Here is a 23,485-nt window from a genome sequence, read left to right as displayed (position 1 = left end):
ATCGCATCACGACGAAAGGAACCACCAATGGAAGACCCCGAGCTCGACGCCATCATCCTGGCGATGGATAAGGACCGCGAAGGCGGCCGAGACCAGGCACTGGCTGTGTCGCTGGCCGACGCGTACGTTGCCGCGCACCCCGACACGTTCACGTTCCTCCAGGGCATGAACATCGAAGCGTGCGTCGGGCTGGTCGACGTGTTCCGCGGAGCTGGCGATCTCCGCAGCCTGTTCCTCGTTGAAACGTGGCTACTGCATTGCTACCCCCCGCAAAACATCGGCGGCGAGTACGTCGCCCAGGTTCGAGTGACGGAGTAATTCAATGGCTGAAACCTGGATCACCAACGCCGTCGCACAAGGCATGCTCAACGGCACCGGCCTGGCCGAAGCGATCGGGGCGTCCGGCAAGCTGCGGTTCTACTCGGGCACCAAACCGGCCAACGCCGACGCCGCCCTGTCCGGCAACACTCAGCTCGCCGAACTCGTCTTGGCTGCATCACCGTTCAGCGGATTCTCCGACACCGGCAGCGCGGGCCGAGCCACCCTCGGCTCCATCGCCTCCGACACCAGCGCCGACGCCACAGGCACCGCAACGTTCGCCCGCATCCTCGACAGTGCAGGCACCACGGTCAAGATGCAGTTCGACGTCGGCACGTCAGGCACCGCGATCATCATGGCCACTGTCGCGTTCACCGCCGGGTCCACCGTCGCCGTGTCCTCAGGCACGATCGACCTGTCCGAAGGCCCATAGTGTTCCGCGCGCTGGTCGTCGGCACTTTGGCTGGCCTGGGGTTGTCCGGGCTGCTCATGTGGGCGTTCGCGGAAGGCTGCCCGATCTTCGACGCGATCCGCGACACCGACACCACCCATCCCTTCTAAGTACGGCCAACCCTCCAACCCCTGAAACAGATTTCGCCCCGGCACCACACGGTGACCGGGGCTTCGTCATGAAAGGACCCAGTCATGCCCAAGGTCATCACCAAGCAGAAGGCCCGCGAAGTCGACATGTGGTGCCGCGCCCGCAGCGGTCTCCCATACCTCTACGGCGGCGCGTTCTCCACCGACCCGAAGCGGAGTTGCGACTGCTCGGCGCTCGTCCTCCAAACCGGCGCCTACATCATGGGCCGCACCGACTGGTCCGGAAACCGCTACGGCTCAACCGAATCGTTCCGCCTGGACTACAAGATCGTCTACGACATCGGCTTCAAACGCCTCCCCGCGGGCGGTGTCGCTGCGCTCGGGTTCAAGCCGATCATGCTCGTCGGCCTGCAGCACGGCGGCGGCGGCGTCAACTCCCACACCGCTTGCACGCTGTTCTACGCCGACGTGCCGGGCGGTGAGATCAAACAGTCGGCCCGCGGCATCGACTGGGAATCCAGCGGCAGCAACGGCGTCCGCTACTACGACTACGCCCGCGCATGGAACGACTCACTGTTCCACGACTTCTGGTACCTCGACGCCACACTCGAAACCGCGACCGTGCCTGCCACCCCGCAGCCCGTGATCGTCGGCCCCGCCGACGACCAGCTCAACATGCGGTTCAACTGCCTCGGCGGCCAAACCCTCGTCGAAGCTCTCGCCGAGGTTCGGGACAGGGTGTGCGGCACCGAGGACCGCGCCAAGCCGGGCGTGGTGACGAAGTGACTGAGCTGCGGTACGGCGGCGCCCAGGCCGCCGAAGCGATGGCCTGGCAGCGCGCCATCGTGAAATTCGCGCCCTCGTACGCGCTCGCGGCCACAGGTGGCCCGCTCAAGGCCGACGGCTGGATCGGCGACGACGACGCCAAGGTGGCCGCCGAGTACCGGCGCCGCCGCGGCCTGCCCGCGCCCCCGACCGGCGTCGTGGTCACCCACGAGGAATACGGCGCACTCGTCAAGACCGCACCACCGGCGCCGAAGCCCCGGCACCTCGGCATCGTGTTCCGCGGCACCGGTGGCATCATCGGCCAGGACTACGTCTCCCGCGTCTGCCAAGGCGCCGCCGACCTCATCGAGGAACGCAATCCCGACTTCCCGGCCAGCATGGGCGGACTACCGCCCGGGGCGGCCGGCACACCCTCGGCGCAGAAGGCGATCCAGATCGGCGTGGCCAGCGGCCGGCGCGAAATCCAATCCGGCCGCAGCTTCACCCTCGGCGGCTACAGTCTCGGCGCGATCGTCGCAGCCAAGCTCCGCGCCGAGCTCGAACCCGGCGGCCCGCTCGCCGCATACCGCGACAACTACGTGTGCGGCTTCACCCTCGGCGGCCCCTCGCGCGCATTCGGGCACACCTACTACCTCGGCGCCATCCCGAACGGTCGCGGCATCTCCGACTTCAACATGCCCGCCAGCACACTCACCTGGGACTGGTGCGACCTCGCACACCCCGACGACATGTACGCCAACGTGCCGCTCGGCGACGCCGGGGACATCATGACCGCGATCTACCAGGCCGTCACCAACACGCAACTGTCCGACCCGCTCGGCACGCTGCAGGCCATCATCGCGGCCATCCCGAAAGTGCTTCTCGAGGCAGGTGTCTCGATCCCGTTGCTCACCCAGCTCGGCGCGGGGGCGCTGTCGGGTAACCCAGCGGCCATGGCCGGGGTGCTACTGCCGATCCTGATGTCCGCCTTGCCCGGGCTGATCGGCGGCCAGGGCGGCGAGCTGACCGGTCCGGCCGCCGCGGTACAGGCCGCGATCATCGCGCTCAAGTTCGCCGTGTCGGGAACCGCGGCGCACATCAACTACCACGCCTGGGAGGTCTGGCCCGGCCAGACGTACCTCGGTTTGGCGATCCAGCACGTCCGCGACTGGGCCGGCCGCACGCCGGTCCGCAACTGAAAGGCAGTCCCATGAACACGATCTGGTCGCTCACCTTCTGGAAAGACGCCGCCGAACGCGCACTCAAGAGCGCCGCCCAGGCCGCCACACTCGCCCTCGGCGGCGACGTGTTCAACGCCTGGACCGTCGACTGGAAAACCGCCGCGGGCATCGCACTCGGCGGCGCCGGCCTGTCACTGCTGACCTCCATCGGATCAGCCGGCATCGCCAACAAGGGAACCGCGTCGCTGTCGAGCGCAGTCGAACCTGCTACCCCGGGCGAATGAGCGGCCTGTGGAACCCCGAGTTTTGGTCCAGCCTCGGGGCACCCGCTCTGGCGTTGTTGGTCGTGGTGCTGTTCGTCGTCGCCCAACTGCGGGGCTGGATCGTGCTGGGCCCTACCCACCGCGCCGTCGTGGCCCGCATGGACGACCGCGCCGCCAACGACGCGAGGACCATCGCGTTCCTACTCCGCGAGAAAGACCCCAGCCCCGCAGAGGAACTCATTCCCATCGTGACCTCGTTGCGTGACGCGGCCACCATCGCGGCAGCGGGTGACGGCTGATGTGGCACTGGAAGCGGCAGATCGCCGATGCCGATCGCAAAGTCGCCGAGTCCGAGGCCCGCAGCCAAGCTGCCGAAGAGATCGTCGCGCGATCCCGCCAGGCCCGGCAGGTGCTTCATCGGAAGGTCGGCGAAAACGGCTGGACCGAACTGTTCCTCGCGTCGATGCAAAGGGGTCACTGAATGCGCTGGGTGTACCTGGCCGGACTCCTCACCATCGTCGGCATCTTCGTCTCCGACATGTGGTTCACCATCGACTACCGACTCGGCGCCAACATCTCCCTGATCTGCGCCGCAGCTTTCGTCACCGCGTTCACCGTGCTGTACGGGATGCGGTCGCTGTGGCGGTCGAACCGGATCGGGAAGATCTTCTTCACCAAGAGCGTGGTGCTGGCCGCGGTGCTGTGGCAGATCGTGCTCGCCTCGTGGTGGGATACCGACTATCCGTGGCGCCAGCAGATCCGGTACGTCATCTACACGCTGGGCGCGATCGTGTACATCCCAATGCTGTGGTCGCTGTGGTGTGAGCAGAAGCGTGACCGGCGGCGCCGTGACCGACCCTCAGCTTGAGTGCCGCCGCGCGATCTGGCTCGCGGTCATCTGCTGCATGTGCGTCGCGCTGCTGGTCTACGTCGTCACCATGTAGCGATATACTGATCGGGTGCCTGGATGGGGCGCGGAACATCCCCTCATCAACGAAAGGCGCTCTCATGCAGAACATCACCATCGGCCGCTACAAGCCCACGCCCGGCGGTCCTTTCTCTGACCTTCCTGTCCCCGTAAAAGACGACGAGGGCACGGTTGTCTCCACTACCGACGTCTCGGCGCACTTCGACGGCTGGATCGAAGGCGTCCGGGATGACGGGTCCACGTGGATCATGTGGCTCGACGCGTCCGGCAATCCAACCGTGTTCTATCCGAATCGCGACGCCGACGGCGGTGTGATCGGCGATCCGGTCGACCTCAGCACATAGACTGGACCTCGGCTGGCGGTAGGGACGAGCAGGCCCGGCCCGCTGCTCCGGGAATCCGCCAGCCATCGACTACCCCGCCCCCGACTTCGGTCGGGGGCGGCTTTGTCGTTGCTGGCCCCGCTATTCGATGTGTCCCGGTTCTCCATCGGGGATCGCGTCGGCATAGACGATGTAGCGTTCCCTCTGCGAAACCACAGCCGGGTCCGAGTATGGGGCGGACAGCTCGCAACCATCGGCGTGGTAGCGGCCGTAGTCATCGAATCGGCCCTGGCAGTCGGTCCTATTTCCGCCGATGTGCGTGAAGGTGCGGTACCTGACCCATCCGGCAACGCCGTCGACCACCTCTATCGGACTGTCACACAACAGCCGGACAGTGGGGTTGAGGCCCAGTATGGGGTCGCGCTGACAGTGGAACTCGTCCGATAGCCCCATATCGGACGGATCGCCAGGCCCCGCATGGGCGGGCGCGGCACCGAACAGCACGGTCACAGCGAGCGCGGATGCCATGGCGATTCGCATCATGCGCGGATCGTACTGCCACTACGCGCTGGCGGGAACGGGAAGTCGCCGAACTCGGCGCATACCTTCGTGGACGCCCGTCCGGGTGTGCACCGAAGTGCATGCCCGAAAGTGTTCTTACGGTCAGGTGAGTGGTCAGGTACCTGAGCGTTTCCGACGTTGCCGAGCGCACCGGACTGTCGTTGAACACCATCAAGGCCTACAGCCAGGTACCAGGCAAGTTGCCACAGCCTGACGCGCTGATCGGCAACCGGGTGAAGGGGTGGCTACCGAGCACCATCGACGTGTGGAATGAGCGCCGCACGAAGGATTAGGCCGCAGCGCCGAGCATCGCCGCGCGGACCTCGTCGTCGTCGACCGCGAGATACCGCTGCGTGGTGGCAACCGATGCGTGACCGAGCAGCATCTGCACGGCCCGCAGGTTCCGCGTGGCCCGGTACGCCCGGGTCGCGAACCGGTGACGCAGGGTATGCATCGTCCAGCCCTCGGGCAGCACGTCGGTGATCAGCAGACCGACGGTGATCGGGGCGAGGTGCCCACCGGTGCCGTTGGGGAACAGGTAGCCGCTGGTGTCACGCTCATCCGGGGTGTGCCCGCGGGGGCCACGTTCGATCTGTTCGGCCAGCTCGTCACTGACCGGGATGATCCGGTCGCGTGCGCCCTTGCCATGCACGAGTAGCCGCGGCCCGACGGCATCGAGGTCCAGGTCGCGATCGTGCACCTGGGCCACCTCGGCGCGACGGAGGCCCGCCTCGGCGGCCAGTCGCAGCATGAGTTGCACCCGTGGGCGAGCGTGTTCAAGCGCCCATTCCCAGGCCGCGTCAGGCGCCGGCCGGGGTAGCGGGGACTCTTGGGAGATGGTGGGCAGGTTTGCTGACGGGTCGTGTTCGATGTGGCCGCACTCGTGGAGGTGGGCGAAGAACCCGCGAACGGCGCTGCGATAGCTACGCCGGGTTTCGCGTGCCCATTTCTGTTGCCCGAACCAAGTGGTGATGTGCTCTTTTGTGACGGCGTCGGGAGGATGCTGCAATGATTTGGCCATGTGCCAGAGCTGGTTTCGGCGAAGCGTGATGGTGGTTTCGGGGCGGCCGATGGATGTCAGCATGAGCAGATATGACTCGATGTGAGTGGTCCAAAGGTGCGGTACAGGTATTGGAGATAGCAACATGTTTCGGGATGCTAGGGACGTGATCTTGACGCTGTTGCTGATTTCGCTGTGACTGGTCATCTCAGGCCGGAATCTTGCTCGTATCGAGTCCGCGCAGATGCATAGGCGTGACCTTCGGTCTGATGTAACCTACCGGTTGGTTGGTCCCTTTCAGCATTGACGGGAGTACGTGTGCCACCAGTAGTACGGATCGGCAACTGTTCGGGGTTTTACGGCGACCGGCTGTCCGCGATGCACGACATGCTCGCCGGCGATGAGCTGGACTATCTGACCGGCGATTACCTGGCCGAGCTCACCATGCTGATCCTGGCCCGTGACCGGGCCAAGAATCCGGATCGCGGCTACGCCAAGACCTTCCTGACCCAGCTTGAGCAGTCACTAGGGCAGGCGCTGGAGCAGGGCGTGAAGATCGTGGCCAACGCCGGTGGCCTGAACCCGGCGGGGCTTGCCGCCGCGGTGCGCGCCCTGGCCGAGCGCCTGGGGCTCGACGTCAACGTCGCCCATGTCGAGGGCGACGACCTGGTGGGGCGCGCGTCCGAACTCGGCCTGGGCACGCCCCTTGCCGCCAATGCCTATCTGGGCGCGTGGGGCATCGTCGACTGCCTGAAGTCCGGCGCCGACGTCGTGGTCACCGGCCGGGTGACCGACGCCTCGGTGATCGTCGGGCCCGCGGCTGCACACTTCGACTGGTCGCCCACCGATTACGACGCCCTGGCCGGGGCGGTGGCTGCCGGCCACGTGATCGAGTGCGGCACCCAGGCCACCGGCGGCAACTACTCCTTCTTCGCTGAGATACCGGATCTGGCCCGGCCCGGGTTCCCCATCGCCGAGATTGCCGCCGACGGCTCCTCGGTGATCACCAAACATGCGAACACCGGCGGGCAGGTCAGCGTCGGTACGGTCACCGCACAGTTGCTCTACGAGATCACCGGCGCTCGCTATGCCAATCCCGATGTGACGCTGCGAGTGGACTCTCTGCAGCTGGCCCAGGACGGCGAAGACCGCGTGCGGATTTCCGGGGTGACGGGCGAGGCCCCGCCGCCGACGCTCAAGGTGTCGTGCAACAGCATCGGCGGGTTCCGCAACGCCGCCACGTTCGTGCTGACCGGTCTGGACATCGAGGCCAAGGCCGCGCTCATCCGCAGCCAGTTGGAGGCCGGCATCAAAGTCCGACCGGCCGAGCTGGATTGGACGCTGGCGCGCACCGATCATCCCGACGCCGATACCGAGGAAGCCGCCAGCGCCCTGCTGCACTGCGTGGTCCGTGACCCGGACCCCAACATCGTCGGGCGCCAATTCTCCTCGGCGGGTGTGGAACTCGCACTGGCGAGCTATCCGGGCTTCACCACCACCGCGCCCCCCGGCGACGGTCAGGTCTACGGCGTGTTCGTACCCGGCTATGTCGACGCCACCGAGGTACCGCACATCGCCGTGCATGCCGATGGCACCAGGATCGGCATCGCACCGGCGAGCGAAACCGTGGATCTGGCAGTCGTGCCCGATCCGGCCCTGCCCGAGCCGCTCCCGTCCGGTCCCACGCGACGGGCGGCCCTCGGCACCATCGCCGGCGCCCGCAGCGGAGACAAGGGCGGGTCGGCCAATGTCGGGGTGTGGGTGCGTACCGACGAGGCATGGCGCTGGCTGGCCCACACGCTGACAGTCGACAAGCTGCGTGAATTGCTGCCCGAGACAGCCGATCTGCCGGTCACCCGGCATCTGCTGCCGAATCTTCGGGCCGTGAACTTTGTGATCGAAGGCATTCTCGGCCAGGGCGTCGCGTACCAAGCCCGATTCGATCCACAGGCCAAGGGGCTGGGCGAATGGTTGCGCAGCCGTCATCTCGACATCCCGGAGGAACTCGTCAAGTGAGCATCTGGACTTCGCCCGAGCGTGAGGCACTACGCAAAACGGTGCGCAGTTTCGCCGAGCGTGAGGTGCTGCCCCACGCCGCCGAATGGGAGCGCACCGGCGAGTTGCCGCGCGAACTGCACCGCAAGGCCGGCGACGCCGGACTGCTCGGGGCCAACTTCCCCGAGTCCGTCGGCGGTGGTGGCGGCGACGGGGCCGACGCCGTGATCATCTGCGAGGAAATGCACTACGCGGGCTCGCCCGGCGGCGTCTTCGCCTCGCTGTTCACCTGCGGCATCGCGGTGCCGCACATGATCGCCTCGGGCGATGAGCGGCTGATCGAGACGTACGTGAAACCGACGTTGCGTGGGGATCTCATCGGATCGTTGGCCATCACCGAACCGGGCGGCGGCTCCGACGTCGGGCACCTCACCACCCGCGCCGTTCGAGATGGCGATGACTACATCCTCAACGGCGCCAAGACCTACATCACCTCCGGCGTGCGCGCCGACTACGTCGTCACCGCGTCGCGCACCGGAGGTCCCGGCGCTGCGGGCGTCTCGCTGATCGTGGTCGACAAGCCCACCCCGGGCTTCGAGGTCAGCCGCAAGCTCGACAAGATGGGTTGGCGCTCAAGCGATACCGCCGAGCTGTCGTACACCGACGTGCGGGTGCCGGTGGCCAATCTGATCGGCGCGGAGAACTCCGGCTTCTTCCAGATCGCCGCTGCCTTCGTGTCCGAGCGGGTGGGCCTGGCGGTGCAGGCCTACGCCAGTGCGCAGCGCTGCCTGGACCTGACCGTCGAGTGGTGCCGCAACCGCGAAACCTTCGGCAAGCCGCTGATTGCCCGGCAGTCGGTGCAGAACACGCTGGCCGAGATGGCCCGCCGCATCGACGTGGCCCGCGTGTACACGCGCCATGTGGTGGAGCGGCAGCTCGCGGGTGAAGAGAATCTGATCACCGAGGTGTGTTTCGCCAAGAACACCGCCGTGGAGACCGGCGAATGGGTGGCCAACCAGGCCGTCCAGTTGTTCGGCGGCATGGGTTACATGGCCGAATCCGAGGTCGAGCGTCAGTACCGCGACATGCGCATCCTGGGTATCGGCGGTGGCACCACCGAGATCCTGACCTCGTTGGCCGCAAAGACATTGGGGTTCCAGTCATGACCACTCTGAAGTCCACCATCGACCCCGCCTCACCGGGGTTCACCGAAGCCGCCGAGGTGATGGCCACCAAGCTGGCCGAACTCGACGCCGAGCACGCCAAGGCCCTGGGCGGTGGCGGGCCCAAATACGTGGACCGCCATCACGGCCGCGGCAAGCTCACCGCCCGCGAGCGGATCGAGCTGCTGCTGGATCCGGATGCCCCGTTCCTGGAGCTGAGCCCGTTGGCGGCCTGGGGCAGTGATTTCACCGTGGGCGCCAGCGTCGTGTGCGGTATCGGCGCCGTCGAAGGTGTCGAGTGCCTGATCGTGGCGAACGATCCGACGGTCAAGGGCGGAACCAGCAACCCGTGGACGCTGAAGAAGATCCTGCGCGCCAACCAGATCGCGATGGAGAACCGGCTTCCGGTGGTCTCCCTCGTGGAGTCCGGTGGCGCTGACCTGCCGACGCAGAAGGAGATCTTCATCCCGGGCGGGCAGATGTTCCGCGATCTGACCCGGCTGTCGGCGGCAGGCATCCCGACCGTCGCGCTGGTGTTCGGCAACTCGACGGCCGGCGGCGCATACGTTCCGGGCATGTCCGATCACGTCGTGATGATCAAGGAACGTTCCAAGGTGTTCCTGGCCGGGCCGCCGCTGGTCAAGATGGCCACCGGCGAGGAGTCCGACGACGAGTCACTGGGCGGTGCCGAGATGCACGCCCGCACTTCAGGTCTGGGTGACTACCTGGCCAACGACGAACTCGACGCGATCCGGATCGGCCGGCGCATCGTGGCCCGGCTGAACTGGCGCAAGAAGGGCCCCGTTCCCGCGCCGGTGATCGAGCCCAAGTTCGACCCCGAGGAGCTCATCGGCATCGTGCCCGCCGATCTGCGGATCCCGTTCGACCCGCGCGACGTGATCGCGCGCATCGTCGACGGCTCGGACTTCGACGAGTTCAAGCCGCTGTACGGATCATCACTGGTGACGGGATGGGCCACGCTGTACGGCTACCCGGTCGGCATCCTGGCCAACGCCCGCGGTGTGCTGTTCAGTGAGGAATCGCAGAAGGCCACCCAGTTCATCCAGCTGGCGAACCGGTCCGACACGCCACTTCTGTTCCTGCACAACACCACCGGCTACATGGTGGGTAAGCAGTACGAAGAGGGCGGCATGATCAAGCACGGCTCGATGATGATCAACGCGGTGTCGAATTCCACCGTTCCGCACATCTCGCTGCTGCTCGGCGCTTCCTACGGCGCAGGTCATTACGGCATGTGCGGACGCGCCTACGACCCGCGGTTCCTGTTCGCCTGGCCCTCATCCAAGTCCGCCGTGATGGGTGGTACCCAGTTGGCCGGGGTGCTCTCGATCGTCAGCCGCGCCGCCGCCGAGGCCCGCGGTCAGGCGGTCGACGAAGCTGCCGACGCCGCACTGCGGGCTGCGGTCGAGGCCCAGATCGAGGCCGAATCGCTGCCGATGTTCCTGTCCGGCCGGTTGTACGACGACGGGGTGATCGATCCCCGGGATACCCGAACCGTGCTGGGAATGTGCTTGTCCGCCATCGCGAGTGGCCCGATCGAGGGGACGTCGAACTTCGGCGTCTTCAGGATGTGAGGCCTGTCATGACCACCTTGCGCGCCGAGACTACGCATTCTGACGAAAATCGGCCGAAATCCATCACAAACCGTAGTGCCGGCGAAAAGAGCTCAAAATGAAGACAGTCCTCGTCGCGAACCGCGGCGAGATAGCCCGCCGGGTGTTCGAGACCTGCCGTCGCCTCGGCATCGGCACGGTCGCCGTGTACACCGATCCCGACGCAGGGTCCCCGCACGTCGCCGAGGCTGACGCCCGGGTGCGCCTGGAAGGCAACAACGGCTACCTCGACTCCGCGCAGATCATCGCCGCGGCCAAGGCCTCCGGCGCCGACGCCGTCCACCCCGGTTACGGGTTCCTCTCCGAGAACCCCGATTTCGCCGCTGCGGTGATCGATGCCGGACTGACCTGGATAGGTCCGCCCGTGAACGCCGTACAGGCCATGGGCTCCAAGATCGAGGCCAAGAAGATGATGGCCGCAGCCGGCGTTCCGGTGCTGAGCGAGCTCGACCCGTCGACCGTGACGGCTGATCAGCTGCCGGTGCTGGTCAAAGCGTCGGCTGGTGGCGGCGGTCGCGGTATGCGCGTCGTGCGCGAACTGTCCGATCTGCCAAGCGAAGTGGCCGCGGCACAGCGCGAGGCGCAGTCGGCATTCGGCGATCCGACGGTGTTCTGCGAGCGCTACCTGGCGGCCGGCCATCACGTCGAGGTGCAGGTGCTGGCCGATCAGCACGGCACGGTGTGGGCAGTCGGCGAGCGCGAGTGCTCGATCCAGCGTCGCCATCAGAAGGTGATCGAGGAAGCCCCCTCGCCCCTGGTGGAACGCACTCCCGGGATGCGGGAGAAGCTGTTCGACGCGGCCAGGCTCGCCGCCGAGGCGATCGGCTACGCCGGCGCGGGCACGGTCGAGTTCATGGCGGACGAGGCAGGTGCTTTCTTCTTCCTGGAGATGAACACCCGCCTGCAGGTGGAGCATCCGGTCACCGAGGCCACCACCGGGCTCGACCTGGTGGAGCTGCAGATCGCGGTGGCCGATGGCGGCAGGCTCGATGCCCAGCCACCGGCCTCCCGCGGTTCGTCGATCGAGGCCCGCCTGTACGCCGAGGATCCGGCCAAGGGCTGGCAGCCGCAGGCCGGCGCGGTGCACCGGTTCGAGGTGCCCGGTCAGGTCCGTGTCGACACGGGCATCGAGGACGGCTCGGTGGTGTCGATCTTCTACGACCCCATGCTCGCCAAGGTCATCTCCTATGCGCCGACGCGCCGTCAGGCCGCGACGGTGCTGGCCGATGCGTTGGCCCGCACCCGGATTCACGGACTGCGCACCAACCGCGATCTGCTGGTGAACGTGCTGCGGCATCCGGCCTTCGTCGACGGAGCCACCGACACGGCGTTCTTCGACACCCACGGTCTCGACTCCCTGGCCGCTCCGCTGGCCGACGCCGGCGTGGTGACGCTCTCGGCGATCGCCGCGACTCTGGCCGACGCCGCGTACAACCGCAGCAGCGCACGGGTTTTCGGTGCCGCACCCAGCGGCTGGCGCAATCTGGCCTCGGGTTACCAATCCCGGGCCTACCGCGACACCGCGGGCGACGACGTGCCGGTGCGCTACCGGTTCACCCGCACCGGGGTCGAGTTGCCCGACGACGACGGAGTTTCCCTGGTGTCGGCGACACCGGAACGGGTGGTGCTCACGGTCAACGGTGTGGACCGCGCCTTCGACGTGGCGCGCTACGGCGATCAGGTGTTCGTCGACTCGCCACTCGGCCCCGTGCAGCTCACCGCCCTGCCCCGCTTCCCTGATCCGGACGATGCGGTGGCGCACGGCTCGCTGCTGGCCCCGATGCCCGGTTCGGTGGTCCGCGTCGGCGCTGCCGTCGGCGATGCCGTCACCGCCGGACAACCGCTGATCTGGCTGGAAGCCATGAAGATGGAACACACCATCGCCGCCCCCGAAGACGGGGTGCTGGCCGAACTCAATGTCGCCGCAGGCCAGCAGGTCGAGGTCGGCGCCGTACTTGCCCGCGTGGAAACCCCCGAAGGAGAACAGTCATGAGCTTCATCGAAACCGAGGAACAGAAGGCCCTGCGCCAGGCGGTGGCCGCGATGGCCGCCAACTACGGCCAGGACTACTACCTGGAGAAGGCGCGCTCCGGCCAGCACACCACCGAATTGTGGAACGAGGCAGGCAAACTCGGCTTCATCGGCGTGAACCTGCCCGAGGAGTACGGTGGCGGCGGCGCCGGCATGTACGAGCTGTCCATGGTGATGGAAGAGATGTCGGCAGCCGGGTCCGCGCTGCTGATGATGGTGGTCTCCCCCGCGATCAACGGCACCATCATCTCCAAGTTCGGCACCGACGAACAGAAGAAGCGCTGGATCCCCGGCATCGCCGACGGGTCGATCACCATGGCCTTCGCGATCACCGAGCCCGACGCCGGCTCCAACAGCCACCGCATCACCACCACCGCACGCCGCGACGGCAGCGACTGGATCCTCAAGGGCCAGAAGACGTTCATCTCCGGTATCGACCAGGCTCAGGCCGTGCTGGTCGTCGGCCGCACCGAGGACCACAAGACCGGGAACCTCAAGCCCGCGCTGTTCGTCATCCCCACCGACACCCCGGGGCTGAACTGGACCAAGATCGAGATGGAGATCGTCAGCCCGGAAAGCCAGTTCCAGGTGTTCCTCGACGACGTCCGGCTGCCCGCCGATGCGTTGGTCGGTTCGGAGGATGCCGCGATCGCCCAGCTGTTCGCGGGTCTGAACCCCGAACGCATCATGGGTGCCGCCAGCGCGGTGGGTGTGGGCCGGTTCGCCATCAACAAGGCCGTCGATTACGTGAAGACCCGCCAGGTCTGGAAAGTGCCGATCGGCTCGCACCAGGGTCTGTCACATCCGCTGGCGCAGAACCATATCGAGGTGGAGCTGGCCAAGCTGATGATGCGGAAGGCCGCGACGCTGTACGACGCCGGAGACGACTTCGGCGCGGCCGAGGCGGCCAACATGGCCAAGTACGCGGCAGGTGAAGCGTCGGTGCGAGCGGTCGATCAGGCCGTGCAGTCACTGGGCGGCAACGGCCTCACCAAGGAGTACGGCATCGCCGCGGCGGTGACGGCGTCGAAGCTGGCCCGGATCGCGCCGGTGAGCCGGGAGATGATCCTGAACTTCGTCGCACAGACCTCACTGGGTCTGCCCCGGTCCTACTGATGAGCGCGCTCGTCCACTACCGGGTCGACGGCGCCGTTGCGCGCCTGACGCTGGACTCCCCGCACAACCGCAACGCGCTGTCCACGGCCCTGGTGGAGCAGTTGCACCAGGGTCTGGCCGACGCTGCCGAGGAACCCGGCGTCCGGGTGGTGGTGCTCGATCACACGGGTGGAACCTTCTGCGCGGGAGCCGATCTGAGCGAGGCCGCCGGTCAGGATCCCGGTGACATCGCGGTGGACCGGGCCCGCGAGATGACCAGGACGCTGCGGGCGATCCTGGAGCTTCCGGTTCCGGTGATCGGCGCGATCGACGGGCATGTGCGGGCCGGCGGCATGGGTCTGATCGGTGCGTGCGATCTGGTCGTGGCCGGTCCGCAGAGCACGTTCGCGTTGACCGAAGCGCGCATCGGCGTTGCGCCGTCGATCATTTCGCTGACCCTGTTGCCGAAGATGTCCCCCCGGGCAGCGGGCCGCTACTTCGTCACCGGTGAGAAGTTCGGCGCCGCCGAGGCGGCAGAGATCGGGCTGATCACCATGGCCGCCGACGATGTCGCCGGCGCGGTCGACGCGCTGGCGGGTGAGATCGCGAAGGGCTCACCGCAAGGCCTGGCGACGTCGAAGGCGCTGACGACTGCGTCGATCCTGCGTGGGTTCGACGAGCTCGCCGAGGACCTGACCCGGCAGTCCGCGCGGCTCTTCGTCTCGGACGAAGCCCGCGAGGGCATGATGGCGTTCCTGCAGAAGCGCCCGCCGAACTGGGTGGGCTAGGCACCTCCCGTCAACCGCTCCAGAACGGGCAACCCCGCACTATTGTCAGTTCAATGACGCGGGCCCTGCTGGTCACGGTGGTGGCACTGTTCGCCCTGCAGCTGACGGGGTGTTCGACCGCCATCGCGGGCAAGGCGATGAAGGCCCAGACCAGCCCGATTGAGCGGGCGATGCCCACCCTCCCCGAGCTGGGGCAGGCCGTGGGTGGGTCTATGCAGGTGACCTCGCCGATCGAGGTCGGTGGCGTCCAGGTGCTCAGGGGCGACCCGGAGAACATCTCACCCGCCGAATGTGCTGCACTCACCCACGCCGGAATCCGCTATGTGTATCAGCATGTTCCGGCAGACGCCGTCGCCACCGGAATCTGGGAATCGCCAAAGAATGCCCGCGGTCATCGGTCCGTCTCGGTGTCGATCGCCGTCATCGACGCGGACACACCGGACGATGCAAGTGCCTGGTATCGCGACACCGCTCCACGGTGGCAATCGTGTCAGGGCAGGACGGTGACCCAGCCGATGGACGCTATGACCTTCAGCGACAAAGTCATCCAGGCAGAAAGCGCGGACGGGTTCTTGACGGCCAACCTGGTGGTGTCGACGACAGACGGCATCATCACGCCGGTGCCCTTACAGCGCGCCGTCACCACTGCGTCCCATTACGTCGTGGATGTAGATGTCCTCGGCAACGTCGCAGCCAACACCGCATCGACTGCTGACACTGCAGTCGCTGTCGCTCGCCTCGTGGCCAGAAAGCTCACGTCAGCTGGGTAGCGGCGATCCGGCAGCCCAATCACTGGGCAAAATCCGCGGCCTCGTTCCACACCCTCACTACAGACGCAGCAGCTCAGACATTGTGCGCGAACTTGACGGTAGTTGCCTGTGACAGCAAACGCTGTTACATCTCTGTCGCATCGTTGATCGCAGTTCTACCGTTTTTTGTGCGGACGTCCTCTGCCGTGCGGTTTCCCCATGAAAGGCCGGATCATGGCCAGTGACAACAAGGCGATTTCCCGACGCGTATGGGAGGTATTTGCCTCCGGTGATCTCAACGAGCTGGACGACCTCGTCGCTCCCAGCGCCGCCTTCCACGACACCCAGGATCCGTTCGGCGACCAGCGCGGCCCCGAACACATGAGAAGCCTCATGGGGATGTACCGGAAGTCGTTTTCCAACATGCGTTTTGACATCAAGAATCAGATCGCCGAGGGCGACTACGTGTGCACGATGATCGAGGCGCAGGGCGACAACACCGGCGAGATCATGGGTCAGCCGGCCACCGGCAAGCACAGCCGGATCAATCTGACCGATGTCGACCGGATCGAAGACGGCAAGATCGCCGAGAGTTGGGTTACCTGGGACACCCTCGGAATGCTTCAGCAACTCGGCCTGATCCCCGCAGGGTCGGAACACAAGGCGCCCGCCTGAGCTAGTTCCCCGCAGGGTCCAGGGTCGGCCGCGGCCCTGGACCCGCACCCCTGCCCACTCATCGACGCATCGCTCGATGAGTGGGCAGCCCTAGCCTGCTCGCACTCGCTGATGTACGACTCCGAGTGGCGGCAGCCATTGACGATCTTGACGATCTTGGGCGCACGCGCCGCACAGGCCTCGTGGTCCGCCAGTAGTTGCTGACCGACCAACGCCATACCTTCCACACTTGAGCATTGGCCCAATACGTGCCGAGCCGAGCAGTCTGAGCTCCCACATCTGGGACGTACGAGGCGGTTGCACCCAGCCGTGGCCAAAGCGTCCAAAGATACTAGTTAGCCACGCAGATGCAGCGACCGCAACCAGGCGGGCCAACCGGCGACGGATCGCACAGCCGCGGCACCCCATGCACGACCACGGCGAATCACCCTGCCGCATAGACCATGCCCCTTGATCGACGACGGATTCCGCGGCGGGAAGCTTGGCTGAATACACCCAAGATCGCTATCTCGGCAAATTTGCCCCAGAGGAAATAACTGTTGTTACATTGTGCAAGCACTTGTAGGCCACATCACACTCCAAAGGCGGCGCGCTTGATGTCACAGCCCACTCCTCCCCGTCTGTCCATGGCCAAGACCGCTGCCACCACGGCAGCGGTCATTGCTACTACGGCAGCGTTGACCGCAGGCGTCGCATCCTCCGCGCCCGAGGCGCTGGCGGCCCACAACCGCGCCGTGCAGGCGGATGTCGAGCTCGTCGTCGATGCCGGACAGATTCCCGACATCGTCGGGATCTACGGGGTTGGGCCGGTCTTCTGGACCGCGCAGGCTCTCGGGATCACACCCGAGAACGTGATCAAGGCCGCCGGCGGACTGACCGGCAATACCGCACTGGCCGAAACCGTCATCGGGCTGCTGAACCTGCTCGACGCCATCTCACCGATTGAGGCCGGCGTGAAGGGCCCGCTGCCCGGCGATGTGTATGACGCGGTCAATGGGCTGGACTACACCACTACTGGTTTGGCCCAGATGCTCGGCCTCGGTAATGACCGGATTACCAAGGCATTTCTCGATTGGATCGTGAATCAGGCACCCATCCTGAATCAGCGCCGGTCCGTCATTCTGTCCGAGAGCCTGGGCGGTCTCACCACGTCGCTCGCCTACCGCGACATGATCAATGCGGTGCAGTCCGATGATCCGGACTGGGGTGTGGGAGTCACCGGGCAGTGGCTGATCTTCGTCAACAACGTCAGCCGGCCCGGTGGTGGATTGTTCGCGCTGGCCACGCCTTTCACCAACCTGTTCGGGGTCAACCTCACCACGCCGGAGGCGGGCAGCTACACCAACGCCGGTCAAACCAAGGTCCTCAACACCTCGATCCTCGACATCACCTGGGCCTACAACCCGTTGTCGGACGTGCCCACCACGCTGAATCCGCTGGCGTGGGCCAACTCGCTCGCCGCCGGGGTGTTCCTGACTTACCTGCTGCCCGACGAGGACAACAACATCGGCAGCCACGTGCTGCCGAAGTTGATCGCCGGAATCGCCGACGGTGTGAAGGTAATGGTCGATCCGACCGGCGGCCAGGGCCTGGAAATGCTTCCCGGGTGGAATGGATTCGTCAAGAGCGTCGATTGGATCCCAGGCGTCGGCAGTTGGCTCGACGACATCGCAGACTCCACAAAGTTCCCCGGGAACGCCACGTACATCACCTACGACTCCGGCAATCTCCCGCTGCTCGAGCCTTTCCGGATGGTTCCCCATCTGCTCAATCTCGCTCCGGGCGTTGATATCCCGACTCCATTGACCGACAGCGTCGAGGACGCGCTGCGGATGATGGTGAACATGGGCTACCAGGACGTCGACCCGACCACCCTGGAACGCACGTTCGCCGAGGCCGGTGATCAGGCCTACTTGTGGCACTCCCCGCTCACGCCGACACAGCAGCTGGCAGCGGTTCAGACGGTATTCAACGCGCTGGTCGACGGCATTCAGGAGAATGCCCTGAATCCTGAAGCCTGGACCCCTGAGCTTCCGGGAGCAGACTTCAAGCCGATCGTGCAGAACGCCGTGGCCTTGGCGGTCTCCAAGGCCGTCAATGACGCCTTGGACTCCATCCAGAAGAACGCCACCGACCCGATGTTCGACGCCGTCGAGAAGGGCCTGGCTCCGGTCACCCACGCTCTCGACGACTTCAACGCTCAGGTCGAGGCCGCCATCGACGGCGTGATGAAGGTCAACGGATCCACGGCCACCAAGCAGTCCGGCAAGCAGGCCATCACCTCGGTTCCCTCGGGCGACAATGTGCTCAAGACGCTGAGCGTCGAATCCCCCGCCGTCGATACCGAAGGGACCGACACCGAAGACACCGATGCCAAGCCCGCAGTCGGCAAGGACGTTCTCAAAGCGCTTGGTGTGGACAAGGACTCGCTGCAGACCAAGGCGAAGGTCAAGACCAAGAGCCGCCACGCCGCCGACGCGAGCGATCCCATCAAGAAGTCGGTCAAGGAGACCGTCGCCAAGGTGCGCGGTGCGGTCGACGACGCCGCAAAGGACGTCAAAGACGCCACTGACGGCATGAAGAAGGACTTGAAGAAGGCGAAGCAGTCCGAGACCAAGAAGGCCAAGACGGAGAAGAAAGAGAAGTCGTCCGACAAGGCCGCCTAATCGCTGACAGCCCCGGGGACGCGTCGGTAGCGTGGCCACCATGCCACGCACTGTGCTCGTCACCGGGGCGACCGGCACTCTGGGCCACCACGTGGTGCCTGAGGCGACTGAGGCCGGCCACCATGTCCGCGCGCTGAGCCGTCGGGACCGAGTCGGCTACACAGGAGTTCATTGGCACCAGGCCGACTTGCTCAAGCCCGACGGTTTGGATGCCGCACTCGACGGCGTGGACGTCATCGTCCATTGCGCCACTCAAGCCACCGGCAGTAAGGACATCCGGGCGGCCAGGAACCTGATCGAGGCTGCGCGGCGCAAGGGCATCGGGCACCTCATCTATATCTCCATCGTCGGGATCGAGGACATCCCGCTTCCTTATTACAAGACGAAGTTGCGGGTCGAGCAGGCGCTCGAATCGTCCGGTGTCGGGCACACGATCCTGCGCGCCACACAGTTCCACGAGCTAATCGAAAAGACGTTCTCGGCGCAGCGATTCTCACCCTTCTTGTGGACCCTGCGCGACGTCCGATTCCAGCCGATCGACACCCGCGATGTGGCCACCAGATTGGTCGCATTGATCGATTCCGAACCGGCCGGGAGGGTGTCTGACATCGGCGGTCCCAGCATCCACAGTCACCCAGAATTGGGACAAATGTATCTCTCAGCACACAACAGCGTGCGTCGCGTGGCCAGATTCACCATCCCCGGTCGCATCGTCGCCGGTTACAGGTCGGGAGCCAATCTGACCCCGGAAAACGCGATCGACGGCGTATCGTTCCAGGACTATTTGGGCACGGACGGATAGATCGGCTACGCCGAGCGCGCGTCACCGTCGCAACCATGGCGACACAGTTTCGCCATCGCTCTTGCATGTGACAGCGATCGTCGTAGGCTCGACACCGATGAGCACTTCAGCGCCGCAGGGCCGGTCGATGCGGGCTGCCGACACCGACCGCATTCAGGTGGCGCAGCTGCTCACTGATGCTGCCGCCGCGGGCCGGCTGCCGATGACCGAGTACGAGGACCGGCTAGCAAAGGCCTACGCGGCTGAGACCTATGACGATCTGGCCCGGCTGAGCCGCGACCTTCCCGGCGCGGTGAACTGTTCGGCCGGCCACTGTCGCCCTGCCCCCTCGACGCTGCTGTTGGCGATCATGAGTGGGTTCGAACGCCGGGGCCGGTGGAACGTGCCGAAGAAGCTGACGACGTTCGCGCTCTTCGGTGGCGGAGTGGTCGACCTTCGCTATGCCGATTTCACCGCACCCGACGTCGAGGTCCGCACCTATTCGATCTTCGGTGGGCAGACCATCTTGGTGCCGCCCGAGGTGAATGTGGATCTCGATGGCATGGGCGTGATGGGGAACTTCGATCACAGCGTCGACGGGGACGGCACGGCCGGGGCGCCGCGGGTCCACATCCGTGGTTTCTCCCTGTGGGGCAGTGTCAGCGTGAAGCGCAAGAAGCGCCGCAACCAGACCGATTGAAAGAAAAACGGGCGGGCCCAGGGGCCCGCCCGTTTGATTTCGACTCGTCAGTGCTTGCAGGCGGTGGCGGCGACGCAAGTCGCCGCTTTGTTCGAGTTGGAGGGCTTGGCGGTCGACACCTTGGCGGTGGGTCCGTCCCCTGCGATTGCCTTCGGCAGGGTGCCCGGCAGGTCCTTCTCGTCTGGCAGCAGCTTGTTACCCAGGTACTGATCTGCGTACTTCTGCGTCTGGTCGTAGTAGTACTTTCCGGCGTTCACGTTCAACTCGCCCTTGACCACACCGTTGGTGCCCTTGGTCGGGTCGTCGTAGTTTCCCGTACCGAAGTTCAGGTGGTACGCCTCACCCAGCGGGCTGTCGTCAAGGGTCTTGTTGATACCCGGATTCTGGTTGAACACCTTGTCGCCGATGGCCTGGGCTGCGCGGACGCCGGGGGCGGGGTTGCCCAGGTCAGGACGGCCCACTGCATCGGCTGACTTGTTGCCGGTGGTGGGCTTGGTCGGTCCTTCCGCGGCAGTCTTGTTGCCGGTGGTGGGCTTCGTCGACCCTTCCGAGGCTGACTTGTTGCCGGTGGTGGACTTCGTCGGCCCTTCCGCGTGAGCCAACCCGGTCGGCAGGGTCACCGCCAACGCACCGCCCGCGATCAGGCCCCCAACCAACGTGCGTACCCGCACGGACCGCTCAGACATCTTCCGATGTTTTGACATGCCTGCTACCTCTCGTGATTGGCGTTGCGCCAGAGCCAGATTCGGGCCAGGCGGCTGACATTGCCGCTGGCCCGCCAGCGAACTTAAGGCACTCCGAACAGCGGCGATAGGTAGTGGCGACGTTGTTCATTTGCTGTTCGGCGCAACATCACGAGAATTCATAGCTCGTACACAGAGATCTCCAAGATTGCGCGAAAACGCAACGGCCCCCTCCGATTTGGAGGGGGCCGTTGCGTCGGATCAGGTGTTACTTGTCCTTGTTGTCCTTGGTGCCCTTGTTGTCTTTGGTGTCGGAATGGGCGTTGCCGGCCTTGGCTCCGGAGGTGCTGTCGGTGTCACCCTTGGCGCCCTCACCCTTGGCGGTCTCTTGCTTGTCCGCACCGGCCTTGGTGGTGGGCTTGAACGCCTTCTCGAGATTCTTCGTGGCGTTCTCGACGAACTTCTCGCCGGCCGACTTCTTGCGCTCGGTGGTGCGCGATTTCGGGGCGAACTTGTTCGGGGTCTTGCTGGTGGCACCGGAATCAGCCGACTCGGCAGGCTTCTCCGCGCCCGACGTCTCCTCAGCCGACTTCTCTTCGGCTGCAGGCTCTTTGACGTCCTTGACGGCTTCCTTGGCCTCTTTCTCCTCAACCTTGGGAGTCAGGTCCAGGTTCAGCTTCGGCAACTTCGGCAGCTCGAACTTCGGAGCCGCGGGCGTCGAGACCTCGACGGCCGGGGTGACCGTGCCGGAGCCAGCCTCTTCGGCGGGCTCTTCGGTCGTGGCTTCCTCGGCCTTGACCTCGAGGGCGCTGACGAGCTTGGCGCTGTCCGCGGTTGCCGCATCTTCGCCCTTGAGATCAAGGCTGATGAGCTTCTTCAGCGCCGGCAACGCTTTGTCAGCCGACGCGAGTACCGCGGTCGAGCTCTTGGCACTCGCGACATCCGACTCAGTCTCAGTCTCAGGGGGTTCGGTCTCAGAACCGGGCGCAGGCGCGCCCAGCACCCGATCAACAACGTAGTTGATGATGCCGTCGATCCCCTGGTTGTACTCTTTGCCGCCGTCTTCGACTGGACCGCCAAAGAAGAAGATGTTTGTTGCGGCAGCCAAATCGGGGCCGGCCAACGGGACACCACTGGCGACCAGAGTGAGCACCGCCCCGGTGTAGGTCAGCCAGTTGTGCGACAGATCCTCCGCGACCGCCAGGGCCTGACCGACCGGGCCACTGATCCCTCCGGTCAGCTCAGAGGCCACCGCCCGGAAGGTCTCCTCGATACCCGCCTCGAAGAAGTACGGGTTGACGTTGTTGTACAAGAACGACGCGGCGTCCGAGATGAACGGCACTCCCGACTGCACGACCTCGTCCAGGACCTGGTCGCTCAGGTAGTAGGCAAGGCCGACCAGCCCGTCGCGGTAGATATCACCCGAGATGGGATCTGCAGGTTCAAATACGGGGTCTTCGACAACCACGTAGGTGGGGTTACCGTTTTCGTCTTTATCTGCGATGTAGACAGGAGTGTCGCCAACAACGGGGTTCCCGTCGGCATCTACTGCCGGTATGGCAAGGGGCTTTCCGTCTTTGTCCACTGCTTGGGCATATACCGGATTACCGGCCGCATCGACTCCTGTTTGGACCTTGAGGGGTCCCCCCTGGAACGAACCGCCGTAGTACGGGTCATACGAGCTGCCAACAATGCCGCCCCAGCCGTCGACACGGAAGAAGATGTCGGAAATCGTCTGGAGGTCGATGTCGCTCAGCGCAAGCAGATTCAGCTGATTGACGGTGACCGACTTCTTCGGCGCAACCGCCGCCGCGTCGCTGGCGGCGATCGCGATGTTCGGCGGAGTCATCAACCCCGGCGTCGCTGCGACAATGGCAGCCGCACTCGCGAGCACAACGCCAGTGGTGACGAGCGGACGAACTGCCATATGGGTGTGGCCCCTTAATCTCGAGCGTGGGCGGGATTCCTGAGAATCCGTGCAGGTACCTGCGTAGAACCTTAAAAGTCCTTGAGAAGGGTAATTCCCGGTACCCCTGCCCGCAACCTCTATCCAGGCACAACAGCACCCTCCGCCGCGCCGCTGCAGCGCTGCTTTTGCGGGCTGAGTCCCGCCAATTTTTCGATGCAGAACGAGACGTTCCCGATCGGTACAGGGCCAGCTAATAACGAATACCGTCGCCGCGGAACCCGCCGAACACAAAGGTGCGGGTTGGCGCCGGCGGAAACCGTTGCGTGACGACCCGACGCGCGGCTTCGGCACACTCGGCCGGGCATCTGGGGCATTCGGTGCAACCCGCTCGTATCCCTAGGTCAGGCGGCAGGATGCCGGCACCGGAGGGCACCGATCCGCGGGCACTCGGCGCAACCCCGCTCCGAAGTTCGGGCCCTGTGTCGGGCCGCTGCGGATCCGGCCGGTCGGGCCCACCGGCACCAATCCAACCCCGCCGGCAAGAAGGGGCCGCGGCCGCCATTTATTCAATTCGGCATTTCCCGGAAAAGAACGGCACCGAGTTCCGCGAGACACTCCCCCTTACGGCGAGGTAAATAAGCCCAGGTCACCGGCCTGCAGCGAACATCGGGGATGCCTCAGCGCCTGAGAAAAGCCTGAGATTGAGGTCAGTCGCCACCCACGAGATGTCCAGTCTG

Annotated in this window: 26 protein-coding genes; 22 read left to right on the top strand and 4 right to left on the bottom strand. The window is 65.5% G+C overall.

From position 1 onward, the window contains the following. The first annotated feature begins 27 nt into the window (after positions 1 to 27). The 10 genes from ACNQR1_RS09420 to ACNQR1_RS09375 all read left to right on the top strand — a co-directional run bounded on the left by ACNQR1_RS09420 (position 28) and on the right by ACNQR1_RS09375 (position 4,339). Positions 28 to 318: a hypothetical protein gene (locus ACNQR1_RS09420; protein ID WP_418045526.1), complete on the top strand. Its 291-nt coding sequence runs from the start codon at positions 28 to 30 to the stop codon at positions 316 to 318. Positions 319 to 322: 4 nt separating this feature from the next. After that, complete coding sequence (locus ACNQR1_RS09415) at positions 323 to 751, top strand: hypothetical protein (RefSeq protein WP_418045525.1); 429 nt, start codon at positions 323 to 325, stop codon at positions 749 to 751. Continuing rightward, complete coding sequence (locus ACNQR1_RS09410) at positions 751 to 879, top strand: hypothetical protein (protein WP_418045524.1); 129 nt, start codon at positions 751 to 753, stop codon at positions 877 to 879. Before ACNQR1_RS09415 ends, ACNQR1_RS09410 begins: the two co-directional genes overlap by 1 nt. Positions 880 to 963: 84 nt before the next feature. Then, positions 964 to 1,644: a hypothetical protein gene (locus tag ACNQR1_RS09405; RefSeq protein ID WP_418045523.1), complete on the top strand. Its 681-nt coding sequence runs from the start codon at positions 964 to 966 to the stop codon at positions 1,642 to 1,644. After that, entirely contained in the window at positions 1,641 to 2,822 is a 1,182-nt protein-coding gene (locus ACNQR1_RS09400; protein ID WP_418045522.1) for a hypothetical protein, read from the top strand. Before ACNQR1_RS09405 ends, ACNQR1_RS09400 begins: the two co-directional genes overlap by 4 nt. 11 nt (positions 2,823 to 2,833) lie before the next feature. Continuing rightward, positions 2,834 to 3,088 carry a holin gene (locus ACNQR1_RS09395; protein WP_418045521.1) on the top strand — a complete coding sequence of 85 codons (255 nt, stop codon included), beginning with the start codon at positions 2,834 to 2,836 and terminating at the stop codon, positions 3,086 to 3,088. Further along, the gene (locus ACNQR1_RS09390; protein WP_418045520.1) at positions 3,085 to 3,366 is read left to right on the top strand and encodes a hypothetical protein; all 282 of its coding nucleotides are present in this window, start codon (positions 3,085 to 3,087) and stop codon (positions 3,364 to 3,366) included. The genes ACNQR1_RS09395 and ACNQR1_RS09390 overlap by 4 nt, the downstream gene beginning before the upstream one ends. Further along, entirely contained in the window at positions 3,366 to 3,548 is a 183-nt protein-coding gene (locus tag ACNQR1_RS09385; protein ID WP_418045519.1) for a hypothetical protein, read from the top strand. Before ACNQR1_RS09390 ends, ACNQR1_RS09385 begins: the two co-directional genes overlap by 1 nt. Continuing rightward, complete coding sequence (locus ACNQR1_RS09380) at positions 3,549 to 3,935, top strand: hypothetical protein (RefSeq protein WP_418045518.1); 387 nt, start codon at positions 3,549 to 3,551, stop codon at positions 3,933 to 3,935. It begins immediately after the preceding gene. Positions 3,936 to 4,075: 140 nt separating this feature from the next. Further along, positions 4,076 to 4,339 (top strand): hypothetical protein, encoded by a 264-nt coding sequence (locus tag ACNQR1_RS09375; protein WP_418045517.1) that lies wholly within the window; start codon positions 4,076 to 4,078, stop codon positions 4,337 to 4,339. Between the two features lie 120 nt (positions 4,340 to 4,459). On the opposite strand, the gene ACNQR1_RS09370 is transcribed toward ACNQR1_RS09375, so the two are convergent. Continuing rightward, a complete protein-coding gene (locus tag ACNQR1_RS09370) occupies positions 4,460 to 4,861 on the bottom strand; it encodes a hypothetical protein (RefSeq protein WP_418045516.1) in 402 nt (133 codons plus the stop codon). Between the two features lie 128 nt (positions 4,862 to 4,989). Between ACNQR1_RS09370 and ACNQR1_RS09365 the strand changes: the two genes are divergently transcribed. After that, positions 4,990 to 5,172 (top strand): helix-turn-helix transcriptional regulator, encoded by a 183-nt coding sequence (locus ACNQR1_RS09365; protein ID WP_418045515.1) that lies wholly within the window; start codon positions 4,990 to 4,992, stop codon positions 5,170 to 5,172. On the opposite strand, the gene ACNQR1_RS09360 is transcribed toward ACNQR1_RS09365, so the two are convergent. After that, positions 5,169 to 5,963: a tyrosine-type recombinase/integrase gene (locus tag ACNQR1_RS09360; protein ID WP_418045514.1), complete on the bottom strand. Its 795-nt coding sequence runs from the start codon at positions 5,961 to 5,963 to the stop codon at positions 5,169 to 5,171. The two genes, ACNQR1_RS09365 and ACNQR1_RS09360, sit on opposite strands and share 4 nt — an antisense overlap. 234 nt (positions 5,964 to 6,197) lie before the next feature. On the opposite strand from ACNQR1_RS09360, the gene ACNQR1_RS09355 reads away from it, so the two are divergent. The 11 genes from ACNQR1_RS09355 to ACNQR1_RS09305 all read left to right on the top strand — a co-directional run bounded on the left by ACNQR1_RS09355 (position 6,198) and on the right by ACNQR1_RS09305 (position 20,156). Next, positions 6,198 to 7,895: an acyclic terpene utilization AtuA family protein gene (locus ACNQR1_RS09355; protein ID WP_418045513.1), complete on the top strand. Its 1,698-nt coding sequence runs from the start codon at positions 6,198 to 6,200 to the stop codon at positions 7,893 to 7,895. Next, positions 7,892 to 9,040: an acyl-CoA dehydrogenase family protein gene (locus ACNQR1_RS09350; protein ID WP_418045512.1), complete on the top strand. Its 1,149-nt coding sequence runs from the start codon at positions 7,892 to 7,894 to the stop codon at positions 9,038 to 9,040. The genes ACNQR1_RS09355 and ACNQR1_RS09350 overlap by 4 nt, the downstream gene beginning before the upstream one ends. After that, the gene (locus tag ACNQR1_RS09345) at positions 9,037 to 10,632 is read left to right on the top strand and encodes an acyl-CoA carboxylase subunit beta (RefSeq protein WP_418045511.1); all 1,596 of its coding nucleotides are present in this window, start codon (positions 9,037 to 9,039) and stop codon (positions 10,630 to 10,632) included. The genes ACNQR1_RS09350 and ACNQR1_RS09345 overlap by 4 nt, the downstream gene beginning before the upstream one ends. Before the next feature lie 97 nt (positions 10,633 to 10,729). Next, positions 10,730 to 12,664: a biotin carboxylase N-terminal domain-containing protein gene (locus ACNQR1_RS09340; RefSeq protein WP_418045510.1), complete on the top strand. Its 1,935-nt coding sequence runs from the start codon at positions 10,730 to 10,732 to the stop codon at positions 12,662 to 12,664. After that, positions 12,661 to 13,818 (top strand): acyl-CoA dehydrogenase family protein, encoded by a 1,158-nt coding sequence (locus tag ACNQR1_RS09335; RefSeq protein WP_418045509.1) that lies wholly within the window; start codon positions 12,661 to 12,663, stop codon positions 13,816 to 13,818. The genes ACNQR1_RS09340 and ACNQR1_RS09335 overlap by 4 nt, the downstream gene beginning before the upstream one ends. Beyond that, on the top strand, positions 13,818 to 14,585 hold the full coding sequence (locus tag ACNQR1_RS09330) for an enoyl-CoA hydratase family protein (protein WP_418045508.1): 768 nt from the start codon (positions 13,818 to 13,820) through the stop codon (positions 14,583 to 14,585). The genes ACNQR1_RS09335 and ACNQR1_RS09330 overlap by 1 nt, the downstream gene beginning before the upstream one ends. Before the next feature lie 53 nt (positions 14,586 to 14,638). Next, positions 14,639 to 15,355, top strand: coding sequence for a sensor domain-containing protein (locus tag ACNQR1_RS09325; RefSeq protein WP_418045507.1), 717 nt, complete (start codon positions 14,639 to 14,641; stop codon positions 15,353 to 15,355). 198 nt (positions 15,356 to 15,553) lie between these two features. Continuing rightward, on the top strand, positions 15,554 to 16,009 hold the full coding sequence (locus ACNQR1_RS09320) for an ester cyclase (RefSeq protein ID WP_418045506.1): 456 nt from the start codon (positions 15,554 to 15,556) through the stop codon (positions 16,007 to 16,009). Between the two features lie 626 nt (positions 16,010 to 16,635). Beyond that, the gene (locus ACNQR1_RS09315; RefSeq protein WP_418045505.1) at positions 16,636 to 18,675 is read left to right on the top strand and encodes a PE-PPE domain-containing protein; all 2,040 of its coding nucleotides are present in this window, start codon (positions 16,636 to 16,638) and stop codon (positions 18,673 to 18,675) included. 40 nt (positions 18,676 to 18,715) lie between these two features. Beyond that, on the top strand, positions 18,716 to 19,477 hold the full coding sequence (locus ACNQR1_RS09310) for an SDR family oxidoreductase (RefSeq protein ID WP_418045504.1): 762 nt from the start codon (positions 18,716 to 18,718) through the stop codon (positions 19,475 to 19,477). A 97-nt stretch (positions 19,478 to 19,574) separates the two neighbouring features. Next, positions 19,575 to 20,156 (top strand): DUF1707 SHOCT-like domain-containing protein, encoded by a 582-nt coding sequence (locus ACNQR1_RS09305; RefSeq protein WP_418045503.1) that lies wholly within the window; start codon positions 19,575 to 19,577, stop codon positions 20,154 to 20,156. A gap of 47 nt (positions 20,157 to 20,203) precedes the next feature. Here the strand turns inward: ACNQR1_RS09305 and ACNQR1_RS09300 are convergent, their stop codons facing one another. Together ACNQR1_RS09300 and ACNQR1_RS09295 are read right to left on the bottom strand one after the other, a co-directional pair. Then, positions 20,204 to 20,842 carry a hypothetical protein gene (locus ACNQR1_RS09300; protein WP_418045502.1) on the bottom strand — a complete coding sequence of 213 codons (639 nt, stop codon included), beginning with the start codon at positions 20,840 to 20,842 and terminating at the stop codon, positions 20,204 to 20,206. Between the two features lie 265 nt (positions 20,843 to 21,107). After that, on the bottom strand, positions 21,108 to 22,766 hold the full coding sequence (locus tag ACNQR1_RS09295) for a hypothetical protein (protein WP_418045501.1): 1,659 nt from the start codon (positions 22,764 to 22,766) through the stop codon (positions 21,108 to 21,110). Positions 22,767 to 23,485 lie beyond the last annotated feature (719 nt).

This window comes from Mycobacterium sp. 48b, assembly GCF_048282725.1.
GTDB lineage: Bacteria > Actinomycetota > Actinomycetes > Mycobacteriales > Mycobacteriaceae > Mycobacterium.
This window is presented reverse-complemented; position numbering and strand designations above follow the sequence as displayed.